At 71.5% G+C, this 19,458-nt stretch carries 16 protein-coding genes; 4 read left to right on the top strand and 12 right to left on the bottom strand.

Translation table 11 applies throughout. The features are described 5' to 3' along the window. The first annotated feature begins 156 nt into the window (after positions 1–156). Complete coding sequence (locus IT355_05680) at positions 157–3,360, top strand: glycosyl hydrolase (GenBank protein MCC7052737.1); 3,204 nt, start codon at positions 157–159, stop codon at positions 3,358–3,360. Between the two features lie 315 nt (positions 3,361–3,675). Then, the gene (locus tag IT355_05675) at positions 3,676–4,971 is read left to right on the top strand and encodes a PepSY domain-containing protein (GenBank protein MCC7052736.1); all 1,296 of its coding nucleotides are present in this window, start codon (positions 3,676–3,678) and stop codon (positions 4,969–4,971) included. Between the two features lie 18 nt (positions 4,972–4,989). On the opposite strand, the gene IT355_05670 is transcribed toward IT355_05675, so the two are convergent. Together IT355_05670 and lspA are read right to left on the bottom strand one after the other, a co-directional pair. Continuing rightward, positions 4,990–5,859, bottom strand: coding sequence for an alpha/beta fold hydrolase (locus IT355_05670; protein MCC7052735.1), 870 nt, complete (start codon positions 5,857–5,859; stop codon positions 4,990–4,992). Beyond that, positions 5,856–6,380, bottom strand: a complete 525-nt coding sequence (gene lspA, locus IT355_05665; GenBank protein MCC7052734.1) for a signal peptidase II — start codon at positions 6,378–6,380, stop codon at positions 5,856–5,858. The genes IT355_05670 and lspA overlap by 4 nt, the downstream gene beginning before the upstream one ends. A 221-nt stretch (positions 6,381–6,601) precedes the next feature. Here lspA and IT355_05660 point away from each other — a divergent pair, with 221 nt between their 5' ends. Then, entirely contained in the window at positions 6,602–7,591 is a 990-nt protein-coding gene (locus IT355_05660) for a tetratricopeptide repeat protein (protein ID MCC7052733.1), read from the top strand. Positions 7,592–7,627: 36 nt separating this feature from the next. On the opposite strand, the gene IT355_05655 is transcribed toward IT355_05660, so the two are convergent. The 5 genes from IT355_05655 to IT355_05635 form a co-directional block, all read right to left on the bottom strand. Next, positions 7,628–8,077, bottom strand: coding sequence for a hypothetical protein (locus IT355_05655; protein ID MCC7052732.1), 450 nt, complete (start codon positions 8,075–8,077; stop codon positions 7,628–7,630). A 10-nt stretch (positions 8,078–8,087) separates the two neighbouring features. Beyond that, positions 8,088–8,480: a hypothetical protein gene (locus tag IT355_05650; GenBank protein MCC7052731.1), complete on the bottom strand. Its 393-nt coding sequence runs from the start codon at positions 8,478–8,480 to the stop codon at positions 8,088–8,090. After that, on the bottom strand, positions 8,477–9,043 hold the full coding sequence (locus IT355_05645) for an RNA polymerase sigma factor (GenBank protein MCC7052730.1): 567 nt from the start codon (positions 9,041–9,043) through the stop codon (positions 8,477–8,479). Before IT355_05645 ends, IT355_05650 begins: the two co-directional genes overlap by 4 nt. 48 nt (positions 9,044–9,091) lie before the next feature. Continuing rightward, complete coding sequence (locus IT355_05640) at positions 9,092–9,631, bottom strand: hypothetical protein (protein MCC7052729.1); 540 nt, start codon at positions 9,629–9,631, stop codon at positions 9,092–9,094. Positions 9,632–9,749: 118 nt separating this feature from the next. Further along, the gene (locus tag IT355_05635) at positions 9,750–10,520 is read right to left on the bottom strand and encodes a thioesterase (protein ID MCC7052728.1); all 771 of its coding nucleotides are present in this window, start codon (positions 10,518–10,520) and stop codon (positions 9,750–9,752) included. Between the two features lie 229 nt (positions 10,521–10,749). Here IT355_05635 and IT355_05630 point away from each other — a divergent pair, with 229 nt between their 5' ends. Beyond that, complete coding sequence (locus IT355_05630) at positions 10,750–11,232, top strand: FKBP-type peptidyl-prolyl cis-trans isomerase (protein MCC7052727.1); 483 nt, start codon at positions 10,750–10,752, stop codon at positions 11,230–11,232. A 180-nt stretch (positions 11,233–11,412) separates the two neighbouring features. Here IT355_05630 and IT355_05625 read toward each other — a convergent pair whose 3' ends face one another. The 5 genes from IT355_05625 to IT355_05605 form a co-directional block, all read right to left on the bottom strand. Beyond that, positions 11,413–14,547: an efflux RND transporter permease subunit gene (locus tag IT355_05625; GenBank protein MCC7052726.1), complete on the bottom strand. Its 3,135-nt coding sequence runs from the start codon at positions 14,545–14,547 to the stop codon at positions 11,413–11,415. After that, a complete protein-coding gene (locus IT355_05620) occupies positions 14,544–15,806 on the bottom strand; it encodes an efflux RND transporter periplasmic adaptor subunit (GenBank protein MCC7052725.1) in 1,263 nt (420 codons plus the stop codon). Before IT355_05620 ends, IT355_05625 begins: the two co-directional genes overlap by 4 nt. Continuing rightward, positions 15,803–17,137 carry a TolC family protein gene (locus tag IT355_05615; protein ID MCC7052724.1) on the bottom strand — a complete coding sequence of 445 codons (1,335 nt, stop codon included), beginning with the start codon at positions 17,135–17,137 and terminating at the stop codon, positions 15,803–15,805. Before IT355_05615 ends, IT355_05620 begins: the two co-directional genes overlap by 4 nt. 173 nt (positions 17,138–17,310) lie before the next feature. Beyond that, on the bottom strand, positions 17,311–18,759 hold the full coding sequence (locus IT355_05610; protein ID MCC7052723.1) for a HAMP domain-containing histidine kinase: 1,449 nt from the start codon (positions 18,757–18,759) through the stop codon (positions 17,311–17,313). Further along, complete coding sequence (locus IT355_05605; GenBank protein MCC7052722.1) at positions 18,756–19,451, bottom strand: response regulator transcription factor; 696 nt, start codon at positions 19,449–19,451, stop codon at positions 18,756–18,758. The genes IT355_05610 and IT355_05605 overlap by 4 nt, the downstream gene beginning before the upstream one ends. Between the last annotated feature and the right edge of the window lie 7 nt (positions 19,452–19,458).

Genomic DNA, 19,458 nt, shown 5'->3' with positions numbered 1-19,458 from the left:
GTACCCGTGCAGCATCTCGTGCGCACCGCGGCGCCGCAAGCTGCCACGCCGAGCCACGCCGCCACACGGGGCAGCAGACCGCGCCGCGCCCGCGTATGCTCAGGGTTCGGGTCTCACCCCCCGGCACGACAGCGCCACTCCCCACCGGTCCGGCTCATGCACGCATTCCGTCGCCCGCGCGTCCTGCACGCCCTCGCGCTCGCCCTCGTGGCAGCCGCCCCCGCCGTCGCCCAGCGCCCGCGGACCAGCGCCGCGCCCGCTGCCGCCGCCACCATCGACACCACCCTCCTCGCGTCGATGCGGTACCGCTCGATCGGACCCTTCCGCGGTGGCCGCTCCACCGCCGTGGCCGGCGTGGCGGCACAGCCATTCCTCTTCTACTCCGGCAGCACCGGCGGCGGCGTCTGGCGCACCGAGGACGCCGGCCAGAGCTGGCAGCCCATCGCCGACCGCTACTTCGGCGGCGCCATCGGCTCCATCGACGTCGCTGACTCCGACCCGAACGTGATCTACGTCGGCACGGGATCGCAGGACATCCGCGGCAACACCTCCACCGGCCGCGGCATGTGGAAGTCCACCGACGCGGGAAAGACGTGGAGCTTCACCGGCCTGCGTGAGACGGGTGCCATCGGCCGCACGGTGGTCCACCCCACCAACCCGGACCTGGTTTACGCCTCCGCACTCGGACACCCGTTCGGAAAGAACCGCGAGCGCGGCATCTACCGCAGCAAGGATGGCGGCACCACCTGGCAGCAGGTGCTCTTCCTGAACGACTCCACCGGTGCCAGCGACCTGGTCATGCACCCGCGCAACCCGCGCATCCTGTACGCGGGCATGTGGCGCGCCGAGCGCAAGCCGTGGACGATGATCTCGGGTGGGCCGGAGGGTGGCGTGTACCGCAGCACCGATGGCGGCGACACCTGGACGAAGCTCGCCGGCGGCCTGCCCACCGGCATCGTCGGCAAGGTCGGTCTCGCCATCTCCCCCGCCAATCCCGATCGCATCTGGGCGCTGGTCGAGGCAGAACCGGCGGGGGGCCTCTTCCGCAGCGACGATGGCGGCACCTCGTGGACCCGCGTGAACGCGGAGAACAAGATCCGGCAGCGGGCGTGGTACTTCTACCGGCTCGTCGCCGATCCCGTGAACGAGAACCTGATGTACGTGATGAGCGTGCAGATGCACCGCAGCGTGGACGGCGGAAAGACGTTCGAAGGCGTGGCCGTCCCGCACGGTGACACGCACGACCTCTGGATCAACCCGGCCAACCCGCGCCTGATGGTGCTCGGCGACGACGGCGGGTCGGTGGTCTCGCTCAACGGTGCGAAGTCGTGGAGCAGCATGAACCTCATGCCCACGGCCGAGCTGTACGATGTGGTGGTGGACAACGCCTTCCCGTATCGCGTGTACACGGCGCAGCAGGACAACACGTCGATCTCCGTGCCGGCGTGGCTGGATGCGAACACGCTGCACCCGATGAACGCGTGGATGAACGCCGGCGGCTGCGAGACCGGTCCGGTGGCGCTGCACCCCGACCACCCCGAGGTGATCTACGGCGGGTGTTACGGCGGTGCGATCAACCGCTACGAGCCGAAGCGCGACCTGCGCCGCGACGTGATCGCCTACCCCCAGCAGCAGGTGGGGCAGAAGGCGTCGGACATGAAGTACCGCTTCCAGTGGGTGGCGCCGATCCTGGTGTCGCGGCACGACCCGAACACCGTCTACCACGCCTCGCAGGTGGTGCACCGCTCGCGCGACGGCGGCATGTCCTGGACCGTCATCAGCCCCGACCTCACCACCAACGACAAGGCCACGCAGGGCATGGCCGGCGGCCCGATCAACGGCGACCAGACCGGCGTGGAGATGTTCAACACCATCTTCGCCCTCGGCGAGGACCCGAAGGACGGCAAGGTGCTCTGGACCGGCAGCGACGACGGCCGGGTGCACCTCACCCGCGACGGCGGCACCACCTGGACTGACGTCACGCCGCCCGGGATGCCGAAGTACACGACCGTGAACCGGATCGACGTGTCGCGGCACCAGGCCGGCCGGGCGTACGTCGCGGCACACCGGTTCCGCCTGGACGACTTCGCGCCGTACGCCTGGCGCACCGACGACTACGGGCGCACCTGGACGCGGATCGCCGACGGCACGAACGGCATCCCCGCCGACCATCCCGTGCGCGTGGTGCGCGAGGATCACGTCCGGCCAGGCCTGCTCTTCGCCGGCACCGAGTTCGGGATCTGGTTCTCCACCGACAACGGTGGTCGCTGGCAGTCGCTCCAGCGGAACCTCCCGCAGGTCCCGATCAGCGACCTGCAGTGGCACGAGAACGACCTCGTGGTCGGGACGCAGGGGCGGTCGCTCTGGATCCTGGACGACCTGACGCCGCTGCAGCAGCTGGCCGAAACGCGGCCCACCGGGGCGATGCACCTCTTCCGTCCGCGCGACGTGGTACGAGCCGACAAGGGCCAGGGCGGCGGGGCCGGGGGCCGCGAAACGCCGCTGGACGCACCACCGGGCGGGGCCGTGTTCCACCTGCACCTTCGCGACAGTGTGACCGTTCCCTACACGCTCGAGGTGCGAACGGCAGCCGGAGAAGTGGTGCGGACGCTCACCACTGACACCACCGAAAGCCGCCGTCGGCAGCAGCCGGTGCTCCCTGTGAAGTCAGGCACCCACGCGGTCACCTGGGACCTGACGTGGCCAGGCCCGCTGATGGCACCTGACCAGGTGCTCTGGGGCTACACTGGCGGCATCCGCGCCGTCCCGGGCGACTACGAGGTCCGGCTCAGTGGCACCACGACCCAAGCGCACCGGTTCCGTGTGCTGGCGGATCCGCGGCTGACGGATGTTTCCGCCGCGGACTACGCATCACAGTTCCAGGTGGCGCGACAGCTACGCGACACTCTCGAGTCGCTGAACAGATCCCTCGAGACCATGAGGGCCGTGAAGGCGCAGGCACACGCCAGCCTCGAACAGGCGACGCGCGCCGGGCTCCAGGCAGAACTGGCTCCGCTCGCCACCGCACTCGACACGCGACTCGACTCCCTCGAACGCCTGATGACCGAGCCGCGCATCAAGGTCGCCTACGACGTGCTCCGCTTCGGTGGACGCCTCGACAACCAGCTCGCGGAGACCTACGCCAACGTCACCGGCACCAACGGCTACATCCACGGCGGCCCGGAAGGGCGCCCGACCACTGGCGCGATACTGCGCACTGGGGAGCTGGTCACACAGTGGGCGCCCATCGCGAAACGCCTCGACGAAATCCTCGCCCGGGACGTCGCCGCCTTCAACGCCAAGGTGTCGGCACTCGGCCTCGCCCCGATCGTCCTGCCGCGGAAGAAGCCGATCGCCTAGCGGTACCCGCCACGATCCGACGCCGTCCCGCGGCACCACGACATCTCCTCACGCAGGCCTCGGCAGACCGCCGGGGCCTGCGTGCGTTCCGCCCCCACCGTGAATGCCGATTGACTTTATCGTAATTGACCGACGATCTTTGCATGCGCTAGTTGATAGCCGTTATCATCTACCGTCGCGCCTGACTCCGCCCCGACGTCCGCGGCAGAGCCCGCCGAGCGTGCACGCGCGGCGCCAACGGCGTCCGCCCCGGGCGTGTAGCTCGGGCAGGGGGGCACCACGACCCGCCCCGGCACCTCACTCTTCCACGACCACATGCTCCGCACGATCCTCTTCTGGACCCACCTCGTCGCCGGCGTCCTGGCCGGCATCCTGATCGTGGTGATGTCGGTCACCGGCGTGGCGCTCACCTACGAGCGCCAGATGACGCACTGGGCAGACATGCGCTCGCTGGATCCGGTCGATGCCGGCGCCACGACCTTCCTCGGCACCGACTCGCTCGTCGTGCTCGCGACGACGGCCCACGGCGGCACCGCACCGGGGAGCATCACCCGCACCGCGGACCCCACCGCGCCGGTCCTGGCGGCCTTCGGTCGCGACGGCGTCCTCTATCTGGATCCCGCCTCCGGCCGGGTACTCGGCGCCGGAAGCACCGCCGCCCGCGACTTCTTCGGCGCCATGGAGGAGTGGCACCGCTGGCTCGCCGGCAAGGGCGAGAACCGCACCCTCTTCAAGTCGGCCAATGACGCCGCCAACCTGCTCTTCCTCCTGATCGTGCTCACCGGCATGGTGCTCTGGCTACCGAAGACCATCACCTGGGTTCGTGTGCGCGCCGTGCTCTGGTTCCGTTCCGGACTGCGCGGCAAGGCGCGCGACTTCAACTGGCACAACGTGCTCGGCATCTGGAGCGCCCTGCCGCTGATCGCGATCGTCGCCTCGGGCGCCGTGATCAGCTATCCCTGGGCGAGTGACCTCGTCTACAAGGCCGTAGGCGAGACCCCGCCGCCGCGCGGCGGGCCGGGAGGGCCGCCGGGAGCAGGAGCGCAAGCCGGTGCCGGCGGTGGCCAGGCAGGGCAGGGCGCAGGTGGTGCCGCGCAGGGCGCTGGTCAGGGCGAAGGCAGGGTGGCGGGGGGCCGGATGGCCGGTGCCGCCGGCGCAGCCGCCACAGTCAGCGGTGGCGACAGCGCGACGCGGCACACCTCGCTCGACGCGGCCATCGCCACGGCGCAGCCACTGATGGCAGACTACCTCTCCATCACCGTGCAGGTGCCCAAGCCGGGGGCGAAGACCATCGGCGTGACCCTCGACCGTGGCACTGGTGGACAGCCCCAGCACCGGGCCACCGTGCAGGTGGCATCGGCGACCGGCGCCGTCGCCAGGTTCGAGCCATTCGACAGCCTCACCGCCGGACGCCAGGCCCGTGGCATCCTGCGCTTCACCCACACCGGTGAGGTGCTCGGGGTGTTCGGCCAGACCATCGCCGGCCTCGTCACGCTGGCCTCGGTGGTGCTGGTGGTCACCGGCATGATGCTCGCCATCCGTCGCGCGGCACGGGCGCTCGCGCGACGCGGCTCGGAGCGCGAACCGTCGGTGGCCGGCGCGACGAACTGACGCCGCGAGTGCGGCGGCTCACATGCCGGAACGCCGCGCTGCACACCCCGACCATCGCTCCATCGAGTCGGCCACGACGGCGATGGCCAGCTCCGAGTCCAGCAGCCCGTTGTGCGTGGCCTTCGGGTCGCGCACCACGGCCGTGAGCCCAAGCCCGGCGATGAAGGCATCGCTCTCGGAGCGCGGGATCAGCAGGTCGCGTCCCGCCACCACCACCATCGTCCGTCCGCCGGCCTGCGCGGCGTCATCCAGCGGATTGAAGGCGAACGCCGTGGTGTCGAACAGGCGCGGACCGATCGCACCGAATCGCGACCGCACCGCGGACGAGATGCGCGCGAACGGTGACATGTACACCGTGGCCGCCGGCCGGTAGTCGCGCGACACCCGCGCAGCGAGCGCCGTGCCGAGTGAGTGACCCACCACCACGATCGGCAGCGTGCTGTCGGAGAGGCGCGTGCGCAGGCTGCGGTACGCCAGGCCGGCATCGTCGTACAGCCCCACCGTCGTCGGTGTGCCCTCCGTGCCGCCGTACCCGCGATAGTCGGGGATCAGCACCGAGAACCCCTTCGCCTGCAGCGCCTTCCCCAGCGGCATCATCTCCGCACGGTTGCGGCCCTTGCCGTGCAGCAGCAGCGCACCGCCGCATGGCGCGGAATCAGTCGGCGCGGCGCCCCACCACGCCAGCAGGCCGCCGGCCGAATCCAGTCGCGCGATCGTGTCGAGGCTGGCGGCGTCCCAGCCCCACTCGCTGGGTGCGGCGCGTCCGCGCTTCATCTGCTTCGGCTTGAAGCCGAATGTGTCGGTCAGCGTCGGGCGCAGCACACAGGCCGACAGTGACAGCGCGCCAAGCGAGAGCACCACCGCACGGCGCACCGCGCCGCGAGTCACGTCCCCGCCGGCGTGCCGGCGCCTGCCGCGCCATCGGGTGACTGCTCGGCGTGCTTCATCGCGAACCAGAGCAGCACGGCACCGATGGTGATCGCCATGTCGGCGACGTTGAAGATGTAGAACCGCAGGTCGCCCAGGCCGACGTCGATGAAATCCACCACGCCGCGGTCCCACCGCAGCCGGTCCACCAGGTTGCCGAGCGCGCCACCCGCCACCAGTGCCAGGCCACTGAGCAGCATCCGGTCATCGGTGCGGGTGCGCACCAGCCAGACCAGTACCGACACGACCATCGCCGTGGCGATGAGGGCGAGGATCCACCGCGACGCGGCACCCGCCGACAGTCCCATCGCAGCGCGCACGTTGAAGGCGAGCGTGAAGCGCAGGAAGTCGCCCAGCACCTCGTGCGGCACGTACGCCGGCGCGAGCTGTTCCACCGCCACCCGCTTGCTGGCGCAGTCGGTGAGGAAGACGGCCGCGAAGACCGGCAGGAAGACGCGGACCTTCGGGGCGGTGACTCGCATGACGGGAGGGCGTTGCGCGGGTGGAATGGCGCAGAGGCCGCCAGCCGGCACGGCGGGGCCTGCCTGCGTCGTGACATCAGTACACTAACGCGGACCGCTGGTTTCCCGTGGGGGGCTGGCGTTGACCGCCGGTGTGCACCGGGCTTCGATTCACGCGCGCCGGTCTCGGGCCAAACCACGCACCCGGCACCTTCATCACCCTCCGGCCACCGGGTTCAGCCATGCCTCTCCCGCGCTCCCTCCTCTCAGCCGCGTGCGCATCAGCCTGCACCGCCCTCGTGACCCTCGGGCCGGCGACCGCCGGAGCGCAGGTCCCGGGGCGCAGTCCCGTCACGACGCCAGGCGTCGTCGAGGCCACCTCGCTCACCGGCCAGCCTCTCCTCAGGCCCGAACCGCAGGGAGCGACCCGTGAGCGGATGGAGGCCCAGCTCGCTGTCGCGCGCCGCGCGTACGACCACACGCCGGCCGACGCCGACTCCATCATCTGGCTCGGCCGCCGCACGGCGTACCTCGGCCGCTTCAACGAGGCCATCGACATCTACACCCGCGGCCTCACGTCGCACCCCGCCGACGCGCGCCTCTACCGGCATCGCGGCCATCGCTACCTCACCACCCGCCAGCTCCCGAGGGCCATCGCCGATTTCGAGCGCGCGTATGCACTCACGAAAGGCAGGCCCGACGAGGTGGAGCCCGATGGCCAGCCCAATGCGCGCAACATCCCCACCAGCACGCTGCAGGGAAACATCCGCTATCACCTCGGCCTCGCGTACTACCTCAGCGGGCAGTTCGACAAGGCGCTGCCGCTGTATCGCGAGGATGTCGCCGCGTCACGCGGCAACAACGACATGCTGGTGGCCACCAGCCACTGGCTGTACATGGCGCTGCGCCGCCTGCATCGAGACGACGAGGCGGCGGCGGTGCTGCAGCCGATCACGGCGTCGATGGACGTGATCGAGAACGGGGCGTACCACCGCCTGCTGCTGCTCTACAAGGGCGAGCTGACCGAGGCCGACCTGCTGAAGAACTTCGGCCCCGAGGGCAACCTCGAGGACGTGACCACCGCGTATGGCGTGGCGAACTGGCACCTCTACAACGGCCGGCGCCCGCAGGCGGAGGCGCTGTTGTCGCGGATCACGGCCGTGCGCTCGCAGTGGCCCAGCTTCGGCTACCTGACGGCGGAGTCCGAACTGGCGCGGATGGTGCGGCAGTAGGCACTGCGCTGACGCCGGCACCCGATCGTGGCGGCGTCAGCGCGGCAAGGGCGGTCCGTCGGGTGGCGGCGGGGCGTCGTCCTGTGGCGCGCGGCGCGGCCCCCGGCCCCCGGGGCGTGCGAACGGGCCACCGCGCGGGCCGGGTACGAATCGCGCGAAGCGTTCACGCTGTGCCGCGTCCAGCATCGGGGCGAGGCGTGCCCGGAGCGTGTCCAGCGCCACCCGCATCGCGCTGTCGTGGGCACGGCGCATGTCGGCGTTCCGGCGCGCCGTCTCCTCGATGTGCGGTCGGATCGCCGTCCATTGCGAGTCGCTGGTGGGACGGATCACCGAGCGCGCGTGCTCGATGAAGCCACCGGGACGGCGCAGGTCGTTCACACGCGCCAGGCGCCGCTCCTGCAGTGCACCGCCACCCAGCAGCCCGAGGGCGATGCCGAGGCAGAGCGTGACGCCCAGCAGCAGCCAGGCGCGAACGGATTGGCTCATGTGCGGCTCGTCATGGCAGGAGGTCCGAAGGGTAGGTGAGCACCGAGACCGCGGAGACGGGCTCCAGGCCGATTGCCGCGTCGAGCACGCTCGCATCGTCGGAGCGGGCAACGACGGTGTTGTGCACGCCGAGGGCCACGATCGCGAGCGTCGCGGCGGCCGCGAGCAGGCGGAAGTTCCGCTGGATGGCGTACGCGCGCAGCAGCGACGGGGGGGTCGGGGCGACCGTGACCGAGGCCGCGGCACGCGATGCGGCGAGGCGTGCCATGGTGCGGTCGGCAAACCCGTCACGGAAGGCCGGCTCCGGCGTGGCGCTGCGCAGGAGGCGACCGGTGCGCTCCACCTCGCGCCCGGCCTCCCCGGCATGGTCGGGGGGCAGTCCGTTCATCTCGTCTGTCGTCATTCGGTGAACTCCTCCCACACGGGACCCAGCGTCACCCGCAACTGCCGGACTGCACGCGACAACCTGGAGAGCACGGTGCCTTCCGGCACCTCGAGGATCTCCGCCGTCTCGCGGGTGCTGCGTTCCTCGAGCAGGCGGAGCACCACCACCGCACGATGTTCCTCGCTGAGGGCATCGAGTGCCAACCGGATGCGCTCCGCCGTGTCGCCGTCGGGCATCGCCGCGCCGGTGGTTTCGTCGACGGCGTGCTCGATCGCCGTGTCGTCGCTGACGAAGCGGGTCTCGCGGCGCGTGCGGCTGCGCAGCGCGTTCAGCGACACGCTCATCGCGATCCGCACCAGGTAGGTGCGCACCGAGCTGTCGCCGCGGAAGCTGTCGAGCGCCTGGTGAAAGCGCACGAAGGTCTCCTGGCCCGCGTCATCGGCATCGTCGCCGGCGCCGAGCATCCCGAAGACCGTGCGCGCGACCGCGGCCTGGTGCCGTTCCACCAGGCGCCGGAAGGCGTCGTCGTCACCCCGCCGGGCGCGCGCGACCAGGTCGGCATCATTGTCGGTATCGATCACGGGGAGTGTAGCAGCCCGGCCCACTGCGCCGGGCTGCCGCACCATGGGTCAGCGGTTGCGGTTGGTGCCGCGCTCGTCGTCGGGCGGGCCACGGCGAACGTCACCGTCCGGGCGCGGGCCACGGGCGTCGCCCCCGCGCATCCCGCGACCATCGCGCATCCCACGCGCGCCACGCATCCGGGGCCCGCCACCCTCCATGCGCGCCCGCATCGCGTCGTGCTTCGTGCGCTGCTCGGGCGTCAGGATGGCCGACACCGACTTCTGCGTGCTCGTGCGCATCGCCTCCATCGCCGCCCGTTCAGCGTCGCGCTCGGCGGTGCGGCGTGCGAGGATGGAATCCATGGTGCGCTGCTGGGCGGTGAGCACCCCGCGGACGCGCGTGGCCTGGTCCGGCGTCAGGCCGAGATCGGTCGTCATGCGCTGCACGCGCTCGTCGATGGTGGGCGGACCGCGGCGGTCGGCCGGCGGCGCAGCGCGACGGGCGGAGGCAGCGGGCGGTGGCCCCTGCTGGGCGTGCGACGGTGCAGCGTGCACCAGCGTGGCGGCGAGCACCACACCGGCAGTGGCGAGCAGGCGAACGTTCGACATATCGGGCCCCGTGACAAGGAAGTGAGCGGTGTGGGAGTGGGACCGGTCGGTCCGCACATTCGACACCGGCCGGTGCCGGCTCATTCCATTCCGGGTGGCCCGGGCACGGAGGGTGGAGTCAGCGGCAGCCTGCACCGGTGGTGCGGGGCCAGTGGGCGACCAGGTCGGCCAGCAGTGGCGTGCGCTGCGGGGTCAGGTAGAAGTGGTCGCCGTCGAAGGTGCGCACGCTCAGCGGCTGCAGTGCGGCGCGCTGCCACCCAGCCAGCTGCGACGGCCGCGGGTGCGTGTCCGATGCCCCGCCGTAGGCGCGCACCGGGCAGTACACACGGCGCCCGCGCTCCGGTGCGTACGTCTCGACGGCGCGGATGTCGGCACGCAGCGTGGGCAGCACCAGCTCGAGCAGTTCCGGCTCGTTGCGCACGGCGTCGGGGATGGCCGCGAAGCGCGCCTGGATGGCATCGAGGAACGCGGCGTCGGGGAGCGTGTGGACCGGCAGGTGCGTGTCGCGTTCGTCCGGCGCGCGCCGCGACGACACGAAGAGCCGCTCCGGCGCGGCACCGCCCGCCGCCTCGAGGGCCAGCGTGAGTTCGAACGCGATCAGGGCACCCATGCTGTGACCGAAGAAGGCGAAGGGCAGGTCGCCCAGCGCGGCAACGGCCGGCAGTGCCGCGCCGGCCATCCCGTCGATCGAATCCAGCGGTGCCTCACTCAATCGCGCCTCTCGCCCCGGGAGCTGGACGCCGATCACCTCCACGTCGTCCGGCAACGCACGCCACCACTGGCCGTAGACGGCCACGCCGCCGCCGGCGTACGGGAAGCAGACGAGGCGGCGTGCTGGGGCGGGGCGGGGGCCAAGCCTGGCGAGCGTGGCGACGGGGGCAGCGGGCATCGGTGGCGTGATGTGGCGGGTGCGGCCGCGGTGTCTGGGTGCGTCGCCGCGGCTGGCGCGCCGATGTCCGCAACGTGGCGGGCGCGGGAGTGATCGGGAAGCGGCCCGCGGGATGGACGCCCCTGCCGCGCGTCCCTACGTTGGCCGCATGCGTGTTCCCCTCCTGTTCGTCGCCGGCGTGGCGCTGGCCGCCTGTCGCGTTCCGTCGCCGGCGCCGGCCGTCGCGCCGATGGCCTCGCCCATTCCGCCGCTCTCGGGGCCGGAGCAGGTCGTGCTCGCCCTGAAGTACATCGAGGCGCAGCCCGGCACCGGTGCCCCGGTCCTGCCGAAGCAGTGTGTGTACGTGCACTACACCGGGTGGCTGACCAACGGCACGAAGTTCGATTCGTCCCGCGACACCATGCCCAACGGCCAGCCGCGCACCCCCATCGGCTTCCCGCTCGGGTTCCGCCGCGTGATCGCCGGCTGGGACCTGGGTTTCGACGGGATGAAGGTGGGCGGGCAGCGGCGGTTGTTCATTCCGTATCCGCTCGCGTACGGCGAATCGGGCCGTCCACCGGTGATCCCACCGAAGTCGGAGCTGATCTTCGACCTGGAGGTCGTCGCGGTGTCCGACACGCTGCCGAGCGCGGAGACGGCGCCGCAGCGTGGTCCGTCGCCGCAGTGTCCGACCTGGGCCGTGGTGAAGGCGCGGGTGGTGTCGACGCCGTGAGTGGTGCGTGGAAATGATGCAAACGACTCTGAGTCATTCTCATGATTCCGATGCAAACGACTCTGAGTCATTCTCATCATTCCGACGCAAACGACTCTGAGTCATTGTCATCGAGTCATTGTCTTCCGAGCGCCCGGTTCAACGGGACACGGAGCGTGAACGCACCCGTCGCACGACCCCTCACCCCGCCGCCTGCAGGTCCGGCACCACCGGTGGCGCGGCGCGGCCATTCATCGCCCGCCCACGATCCCGCCACGTCGCCAGCGCGCGATAGAGCAGCGGCAGCACGAACAGCGTCAGCGCCGTGCTCGTCACCAGCCCGCCGATCACCACGGACGCCAGCGGACGCTGCACCTCGCTGCCCGGCGACGTGCTCAGGGCCATCGGCACGAAGCCCAGGCTCGCCACCAGCGCGGTCATGATCACCGGCCGCAACCGGTCCGCCGCCCCCTGCCGCACCGCCTCGTCAACCTTCATCCCCTCGGCGCGCAGCGCGTTGATGTGGCTGATCAGCACCACGCCGTTCAGCACTGCGATGCCAAAGAGCGCGATGAAGCCGACGCTCGCCGACAGGCTCAGGTTCAGCCCGCGCATCCAGAGCATCGCCACACCGCCCACCAGCGCGAACGGCACGTTCGTCAGCACCAGCGCCGTCTGCCAGGTGGACCGGAACGAGGCGTAGAGCAGCGCCACGATCAGCGCCAGCGCCACCGGCACCACCAGCGTCAGGCGCGACATCGCGCGCTGCTGGTTCTCGTACTGGCCGCCCCACTCCAGGAACGTCCCGGCCGGCATCACCACCTCGCTCGCCACGCGCCGCCGCACCTCCTCCACGAAGCCGCCCAGGTCACGCCCGCGCACGTTCGACAGCACCAGCGTGCGCCGCTGCGCATCCTCGTGCCCGATCAGTTCCGGGCCCGTGCCCGGCTCCACGTCGGCCACCGACGACAACGGCACCAGTGCCCCGCCCGGCGCCCGCACCGTCAGGCGCGACAGTTCCGTCAGGTCGTTGCGCTGCGCATCGGGGAACCGCACCGCGACACTGATCCGTCGCGGCCCCTTCACGATCTCGGTCGCCACCTCGGAGCCCAGCGCCAGGTTCACCGCGTCCCGCACGTCCTCCACCGACAGCCCGTACTGCGCCAGCGCCTCGCGACGCACCGTCACCCGCACCTGCCCGGTGCCCTCGCTCACCTCCACCGCCACGTCGGCGCTGCCCTGCACCGACGCCACCACGCCACGGATGCGCGAGGCGAGCTGCTGGTTCTTCGCCAGGTCCGGCCCCACCACCTTGATGCCAAGGTCCGTTCGGATGCCACTCTCCGCCTCATCCAGTCGCATCGCCAGCGGCTGCGTGAACGACACCCACAGCCCGGGCACCACCCGCAGCGCCGAGTCGAACTTCGCCACCAGCTCCTCGGGGCTCTCCGCACTCACCCACTCCTCGTGCGGCTTGAGGATCACGTAGAGGTCGCCCTCGTACAGCCCCATCGCCTCCGTGGCGAGGTCCGGGCGGCCTTCCTTCGTCACCACCGTCAGCACCTCGGGAAAGCGCCGCACGATCCGCTCGGCCTGCGTGGACAGCTTCGTCGCGTCGGCCAGCGACACGCTCGGCGTGCGCCGCGTGTTGATCAGGATCGACCCCTCGTCCAGCTTCGGCATGAACTCGCTGCCGATGCGCGTCAGCGACCACGTCGAGATCACCACCAGCACCACGGCGCCGAGCACAATCGGCGTGCCATGGCGCAGCGTCCACTCCAGCAGCCGGCGATACCGGTCGCGCAGCCGCTCCTCCACCTTGCTCGGCGCGGCATGCGAGTGCTGCAGCAGCGCCAGCGACGCCGCCGGCACGTACGTGAGCGCCAGCAGCAGCGAGCCGAGCACGGCGCAGACCACCGTGAACGCCATCGGCTTGAACATCCGGCCTTCCATCCCTTCCAGCGTGAAGATCGGGATGTAGACCGCCACGATGATGCCGATGCCGAAGAGCACAGGGCGGCCCACCTCCACCGCCGCGTCGCGGAACAGCGCCAGCCGTTGCTGCGCCACCGGGCCACTGCCCTCGCGGCGCGGCTTCTCCAGCCGGTGCACGAAGTTCTCCACCATCACGATCGCGCCGTCCACGATCAGCCCGAAGTCCAGCGCCCCCAGCGACATCAGGTTCGCCGAGTAGCCGAACAGGAACATCCCGCTGAACGCGACCAGCATCGACAGCGGGATCACCGACGCCACGATCAGCGACGCGCGGATGTTGCGGAGGAACACGAACAGCACCAGGCTGACCAGCAGGCCACCCTCGATCAGGTTCTTGATGATCGTGTTGCGCGTGCGGTTCACCAGCTCGGTCTGGTCGTAGAACGGCGTGATCTTCACGTGCTTCGGCAGCGCCGCCCGCACCTCGTCCAGGCGCTTCGTCACGCCGTCGATCACCATCCGCGAGTCGGTGCCCTGCAGCTTCAGCACCATGCCCGTCACGACCTCGCCCTTCCCGTCCTGCGTCACCGCCCCGAAGCGCGGCATGGCGCCCTGCTTCACGACGGCCACGTCACCGATGCGCACCGGCACGCCGCCCGGTGCCGCGATCGCGACGTGCTCGATCTGGCTGGTGTCCGTGATGCGCCCCACGCCGCGCACCGAGTAGCGCGTGCCCGACTGCTCCACGTAGGCGCCGCCGAACGACAGGTTGTTGGCGGCCAGCGCCCGATGCACGTCGGCCAGCACCAGCCCCCGCGCGGCGAGCCGCGCCGGATCCACCTCCACCTGCACCTGCTCGATGGTGCCACCCCACGAGTTCACGTCGCTCACGCCCGGCACCGTGCGCAGGCGCGGACGGATCGTGTAGTCGTGCAGCGCCTTCAACTCGGTCAGCGACATCGAGTCGCTGGTGACGGTGTACTGGTACAGCTCACCCATCGGCGTCGAGACGGGACCCATCTGCGGCTCCAGCCCGGCCGGCAACCCACCCTTCGCCTCGGCCAGCCGCTGCTGCACCAGCGTGCGCGCGAAGTACACATCGGTGCCATCCGGGAACGGCACCGTGATCATCGACAGCCCGGACTTCGACACCGAGCGCACCCCGGTCACGCCGGGAAGGCCCATCAGCGACGACTCGAGCTGGTACGTCACGAGCTGCTCGACTTCCTCGGGCGCCAGGCCGGGCGCCACCGTCACCACGTCCACGCGCGTCCCGGTCAGGTCGGGGAACGCATCGAACGGCACGCGCAGCAGCGAGTAGACCCCGGCCGCCACCAGCATCACGAGGAAGATGCCGATCGCCAGCGGGCGGGTCAGCGCATAGTTGACGAGCCCCTTCACTCCGGCGCGCCCTCGGCCGCACGCGCATCACGCTGCCGGAGGATCTCGGCGCGCGCGATCGACGCACCCTCACCGATCACCAGCGCACCCGCCGCGATCCCGCTGCGCACCTCGGCCATGCCGCCCGCGCGCCGCCCGACCCGCACGCGCATCGCCTCCAGCAGCATGCCGCCGCTGCGCTTCACGCCGGTCACGACCACCGTGTCACCCTCGAAGTCCTGCACGGCGGCCGCCGGCACCGCCAGCACGCTGTCCCGCGCCAGCCCGAACAACTCCGCCGCCGCCGACATCGCCGCCCGCAGCTCACCACTGCGGCTGTCCACCGCCGCGAACACCTCGGCCGTGCGCGTCAGCGAGTCGAGCACCGGCGACACGCGCGTGATCCGCGCCGTGAACGCACGACCGGGGAACGCCGGCACCCCGAACTGCACCGCCGAGCCCACCTTCGCCGCACTCAGCGCCGCCTCCGGGACGCGCAGCTCCAGCAGCAGCGCGGCCGCCTTGCTCACCGTCACCAGCGGCGCCCCCGGCAGCACCACGCTCCCAGGCTCCGCATGACGATCCATCACCACACCGTCGAACGGGGCACGCACGATCACGTCCTCCGGATCCACGCCGCTGCGCGACGGTCCGGCCGGGTGCAGGTGGTCCACCATCTCGCTGGCGCGGCTGTACTCCGATGCCGCGCGCCGCTGGCCTTCCTGCGCGGCCGCCAGTGCGGCGCGCGCGCGCTCCAGGTCCGCCTGCGATCCAGCCCGCGCCGCGAACAGGCGCTCGCTGCGCGCGGCGGCCGTGGCCGCCAGTTGCGACGCATTGTCCGCCTCGGCACGCCCGGCACGGGCCTGCGCCAGCGCATTCCGCGCGTCGGTCAGCTCGTGGCTGTGGATCGTCACCAGGATCTGGCCGCGGCGCACCCGGTCACCCGCCTGCACGAACACCGCCGTCACCCGCCCCTCCACGATCGAGCCGAGCGGCTGCGTCTGCGTTGGGTCGAGCACCAGGCGCCCCGGCAGCTGCCAGGCATCGCGCCAGGCCACGCGCTCCACGGCCGTGGTGGTGAACCCGCCGACCCCGAGCGACGCCGCATCGAGCCAGGCCGTGTCGCGCGGAGCCACCGGGGCCGGCGCCGCCGCAGCGGCCGCCGGCGCCTTCGCCGCATCACCGCCACACGCCGCCGTCACCACCGGCAGCAGCAGCAGCGTCGTGTGCAGCGCCATCCGCGCCATCCCGCCCGGGTGCCGCATCATGTTCGTCGTCATCGTGCCGTCTCGGTGGGAAGAGGATCGGTGGCGGCAATGCCCAGCGCGCGCGCCAGGTCCAGGCGCGCCAGGCGCACATCCGCCGCAGCCCGCAGCGCGGCACTGCGCACGTCGCCGTGCAACCGCTCGGCGTCCAGCAGCTCGAACAGGGCGATCGCGCCCTCACGCCACGCGGCCACGGCGATGTCGGCCACCGTGCGACCGCGGGCATCGAAGTCGCCGCCGGCCGTCGTGGCCGCCGCCGTCGCGGCATACTCGCGCGCCAGGAGTTCGTACGCGCGCAACGCACTCGTCACGTCGGCCTCGATGGCCATCTCGATCGAACGCAGCTCCCCTTCCGCCACCAGCACGTCGCCGCGCGCACGCTGCCGGCTGCCACCGTTGCGGTCGAACAACGGCACCGCGATGCCCACGGCCACCGTGCCCGTCTGGTATCCGGAGGTGCGCTTCGTGCCCACCTGCACGCCCAGTGCGGGGAAGGTGCCAAGACGCTCGGCGAGCTGGCGACGGTTCACCTCCTCGAGCCGCGACCGCGCCGACTGCAGCTCGGGACGGTGCGACTTCGCGAAGGTGATCAGCGCGTGTGGATCTGCGACCGACCGGGCGCCGACCGGAATCGCGGTGCCCGGTGCCACGGGATCGGTGGGCAGCGGCACGCTGTCGGTCGGCATGGCCAGGGCGCGCGCCAGGTCACCGTGCGCCCGCGTCATCTCGGCACGGGCCGACGCCTCCGCGAGGCGCGCACGGTCCGCCTCCAGCCGCGCACGCAGTGCCGCGCCTTCCGGCACCGCACCCTGCCGCGCACGATCACCCTCGATCCGGGCGATCGTGTCCACCGCCTGACGCTGCGAGACGGCCGCGCCGTGGAGCGCGACCGCCAGCGCGGCGCGCCAGTAGGCGCGAGCCACATCGAACTCCACCTGCCGCGCCGTCCCGGAGGAATCGGAGGTGGCACGCTGTGCTGCCGCCGAGCTCGCCGAGCGGAGCGCGAGGCGCCGCCCGTACAGGTCCACCGGCAGCGCCGCCGTGACGAACTCGTCACGCTGCAGCGGACTGTTCAGGTTCTCCTTGCGCCACTCGAGCGTGGGATTCGGCAGCGCCGCTTCCTGCCGGGCTGCACCCGTCACCGCGCGACGCCGCCCACCCGCCGCACTCAGCAGCGGATGGTTGCGCCGTGCCAGCGAGGCCGCGTCGTCGAGCGAAAAGGCGCGTGGTGCCGTCGACGCCACCGACTGCGCGCGCGCCGCCGGCGCGAGCGTGAGGCCGAGGAGGAGGAGCGAGGTTGCGACATGGCCGGCGCGTGTCCGGACATGGGGGAGCGGGGAGCGCATGCGTGCAGTGTACGGGGGGGTCGTGAACCTGCGATGAACTGGTGGACTGGAAATGCAGCTGGGATAGCATGCCGGGTGTCGTGGCGCCTCTCCGTCGGGGCGAGGATGTCCCACACAGGCGGCAGGATGTCACGGCGGCCGACGGCACACCGAACGTCGTTTCCGGTCCACTACTAGGGCCTCACTGCTGATACCGTTGGCGCGTGACCAGCGCTGGCGACCCGTGCCGCCGCCGGTTCCGCCGTCCGGAACGTCACCACCGCCTTGGTCCCCCCCGACTCGACCGACTGGAGTTCGAGCACCGCGCCATGTGCACGTGCGATCCAGTCCGCGATTGCGAGGCCGAGCCCGCTGCCTTCCGGCGACATCGCGCGCGCGCCGGCCCCGCGATAGAAGCGCTCGAAGATCCGCGCGCGCTCCGCCGGCGGGATGCCGATGCCGGTATCGGACACCGCCAGCTCCACCGCGCCCGGCGTCCGGCTCACGCTCACCGTCACGTCGCCCGGCGCCTTCGTGTAGCGGATCGCGTTGTCCAGCAGGATGCCGACCAGCCGGTCCACCTGCACACGGTCGATCCGCACCGGCGCCTCCTCGAGGGTGGAGAACAGGAGTCGCACCCCAAGCGTCTCTGCCAGCGGCTGGAAGACGTGCACGGCGTCCATCACGATGTCGTCGAGGTACGCCGGCTCCGGGTGCACGATGCCCGCGGCATCGGCGCGGGCCAGCTGCAGCAGCTCGTCGACGAGGCGCGCCGTGCGATCGAGGTCGCGGCGCACCCGCACCAGCGCCTCGTGCTGCGTGGGGGCGTCGGTGGAGTCGAGGAGCGAGAGGTCCACCGTGCCGAGCATGCGCGCCACGGGGGTGCGCAACTCGTGCGCGGCATCGGCCAGGAAGCGGCGCTGCTGCGAGAGCAGGCCGTCCACCTCGTCGAGCAGGGCGTTGAAGCGCAGTCCCAGCCGGCCCAGTTCGTCCGACGGGTTGTCGATGGGCAGGCGCTGCGGCGCACGGTCCAGGCGGTCGCGGCGATCAGAGGCCATCCGTGTCGCCGCCTCGGCCATGGCCCCGACCGGTCGCAGGGTGCGGCCCGCCAGCCACCAGCCGGTCGCCCCGGCCAGCAGCACGCCGAGCGGAATCCCGAACAGCATCCAGGAATCGATTCGGCCCAGCGAGCGCTCGAGCGGCGCGGCGCTGGCGAAGACGCGCAGTCTCCAGCCCGGCGCCGAGGCCGGGTCGAGTGGCAGCTCCACGCGCCGCAGCGGGGCGACCAACGTACGTGAGGAGTCGCCGGCCGCAGGCGGCAGCGCCGGGTCGCGTCCCACGCGGAACGCGAGCGTGCCGTCCGGCTTCAGGAACTCCACGATGCGATCGGGAAACACCACCTCGTTCGCGATGTGCGTGATGGTCGCGGGCACGTCGCCATACTCGATCTGCTCGATGCGGTAGAACGACTGGATGGCACTCGCGGAGCTGGTGATCCCCGACGTGAACTCGCGCCGCAGCGTGGCGCGGACGGTGCCGCGCAGCGTGATGGCGAAGACCAGGAACAGCACCAGCGCCGAGCCGGCGTACCAGAGGGCCAGCCGCGCGCGGATCGACAGCGTGCTCTGCGCGGCCGGCGTCATGCGCGAGGCCGCGCGTCGGGGGCCGCGCTGCCGATGCGGTAGCCCGCGCCCCGCACCGTCACCACCAGCGGCTCCTCGTCGACCCCGTCGATCTTCCGTCGCAGCCGGCCGATGTACACGTCGATCACGTTGCTGAACGGGTCGTAGTTGTCGTCCCAGGCGCTGGCGCTGATGGCTTCGCGGGTCAGCACGGCGCCGGCGTTCCGCATCAGCACCTCCAGCACCCCGAACTCCTTGGTGGTGAGCGCGATCACGCGGTCGCCGCGGCGCGCGGTGCGGGTGGCGACGTCGAGCTCCAGGTCGGCAACGGTGAGCACGGTGCCCATCGCTTGTGCCGGTCGCCGCAGCAGGGCGCGGATGCGTGCCGCGAGCTCGGCCATCGCATACGGCTTCACGAGGTAGTCGTCGGCGCCGATGTCCAGCCCGAGCACCCGGTCCTCCACCGCGTCGCGCGCCGTGGCCATCAGCACGCGCGCCTCGGAGCCCATGCTCCGGAGTTGCCGGCAGATGTCGAACCCGTCAGCATCGGGCAGGCGGATGTCCAGCACCACCGCGTCGTACGCGTTCATCCGCAGCATCCGCATCGCTCCAGCCCCGTCGAGCACGGCATCCACGGAGAACCCCGTCCGCCGCAGGTACTCGGCGGCGGTCCGGGAGAGTTCGGGATCATCCTCGACGAGCAGGAGGCGCATGACCGCA

Source organism: Gemmatimonadaceae bacterium (assembly GCA_020851035.1).
GTDB lineage: Bacteria > Gemmatimonadota > Gemmatimonadetes > Gemmatimonadales > Gemmatimonadaceae > JACMLX01.
Note: the sequence above shows the minus strand (reverse complement) of the source record. Positions and strands in the feature narration are given on the sequence as shown.

Excerpts from the sequence above, each read along its gene's own strand:
- IT355_05675 (MCC7052736.1), top strand. The coding sequence starts at position 3,676 with ATGCTCCGCACGATCCTCTTCTGGACCCACCTCGTCGCCGGCGTCCTG.
- IT355_05615 (MCC7052724.1), bottom strand. The coding sequence starts at position 17,137 with ATGCGCTCCCCGCTCCCCCATGTCCGGACACGCGCCGGCCATGTCGCA.
- IT355_05605 (MCC7052722.1), bottom strand. The coding sequence starts at position 19,451 with ATGCGCCTCCTGCTCGTCGAGGATGATCCCGAACTCTCCCGGACCGCC.
- IT355_05655 (MCC7052732.1), bottom strand. The coding sequence starts at position 8,077 with ATGAGCCAATCCGTTCGCGCCTGGCTGCTGCTGGGCGTCACGCTCTGC.
- IT355_05640 (MCC7052729.1), bottom strand. The coding sequence starts at position 9,631 with ATGTCGAACGTTCGCCTGCTCGCCACTGCCGGTGTGGTGCTCGCCGCC.
- IT355_05635 (MCC7052728.1), bottom strand. The coding sequence starts at position 10,520 with ATGCCCGCTGCCCCCGTCGCCACGCTCGCCAGGCTTGGCCCCCGCCCC.
- lspA (MCC7052734.1), bottom strand. The coding sequence starts at position 6,380 with ATGCGAGTCACCGCCCCGAAGGTCCGCGTCTTCCTGCCGGTCTTCGCG.
- IT355_05650 (MCC7052731.1), bottom strand. The coding sequence starts at position 8,480 with ATGACGACAGACGAGATGAACGGACTGCCCCCCGACCATGCCGGGGAG.
- IT355_05660 (MCC7052733.1), top strand. The coding sequence starts at position 6,602 with ATGCCTCTCCCGCGCTCCCTCCTCTCAGCCGCGTGCGCATCAGCCTGC.
- IT355_05610 (MCC7052723.1), bottom strand. The coding sequence starts at position 18,759 with ATGACGCCGGCCGCGCAGAGCACGCTGTCGATCCGCGCGCGGCTGGCC.
- IT355_05680 (MCC7052737.1), top strand. The coding sequence starts at position 157 with ATGCACGCATTCCGTCGCCCGCGCGTCCTGCACGCCCTCGCGCTCGCC.
- IT355_05620 (MCC7052725.1), bottom strand. The coding sequence starts at position 15,806 with ATGACGACGAACATGATGCGGCACCCGGGCGGGATGGCGCGGATGGCG.
- IT355_05630 (MCC7052727.1), top strand. The coding sequence starts at position 10,750 with ATGGCCTCGCCCATTCCGCCGCTCTCGGGGCCGGAGCAGGTCGTGCTC.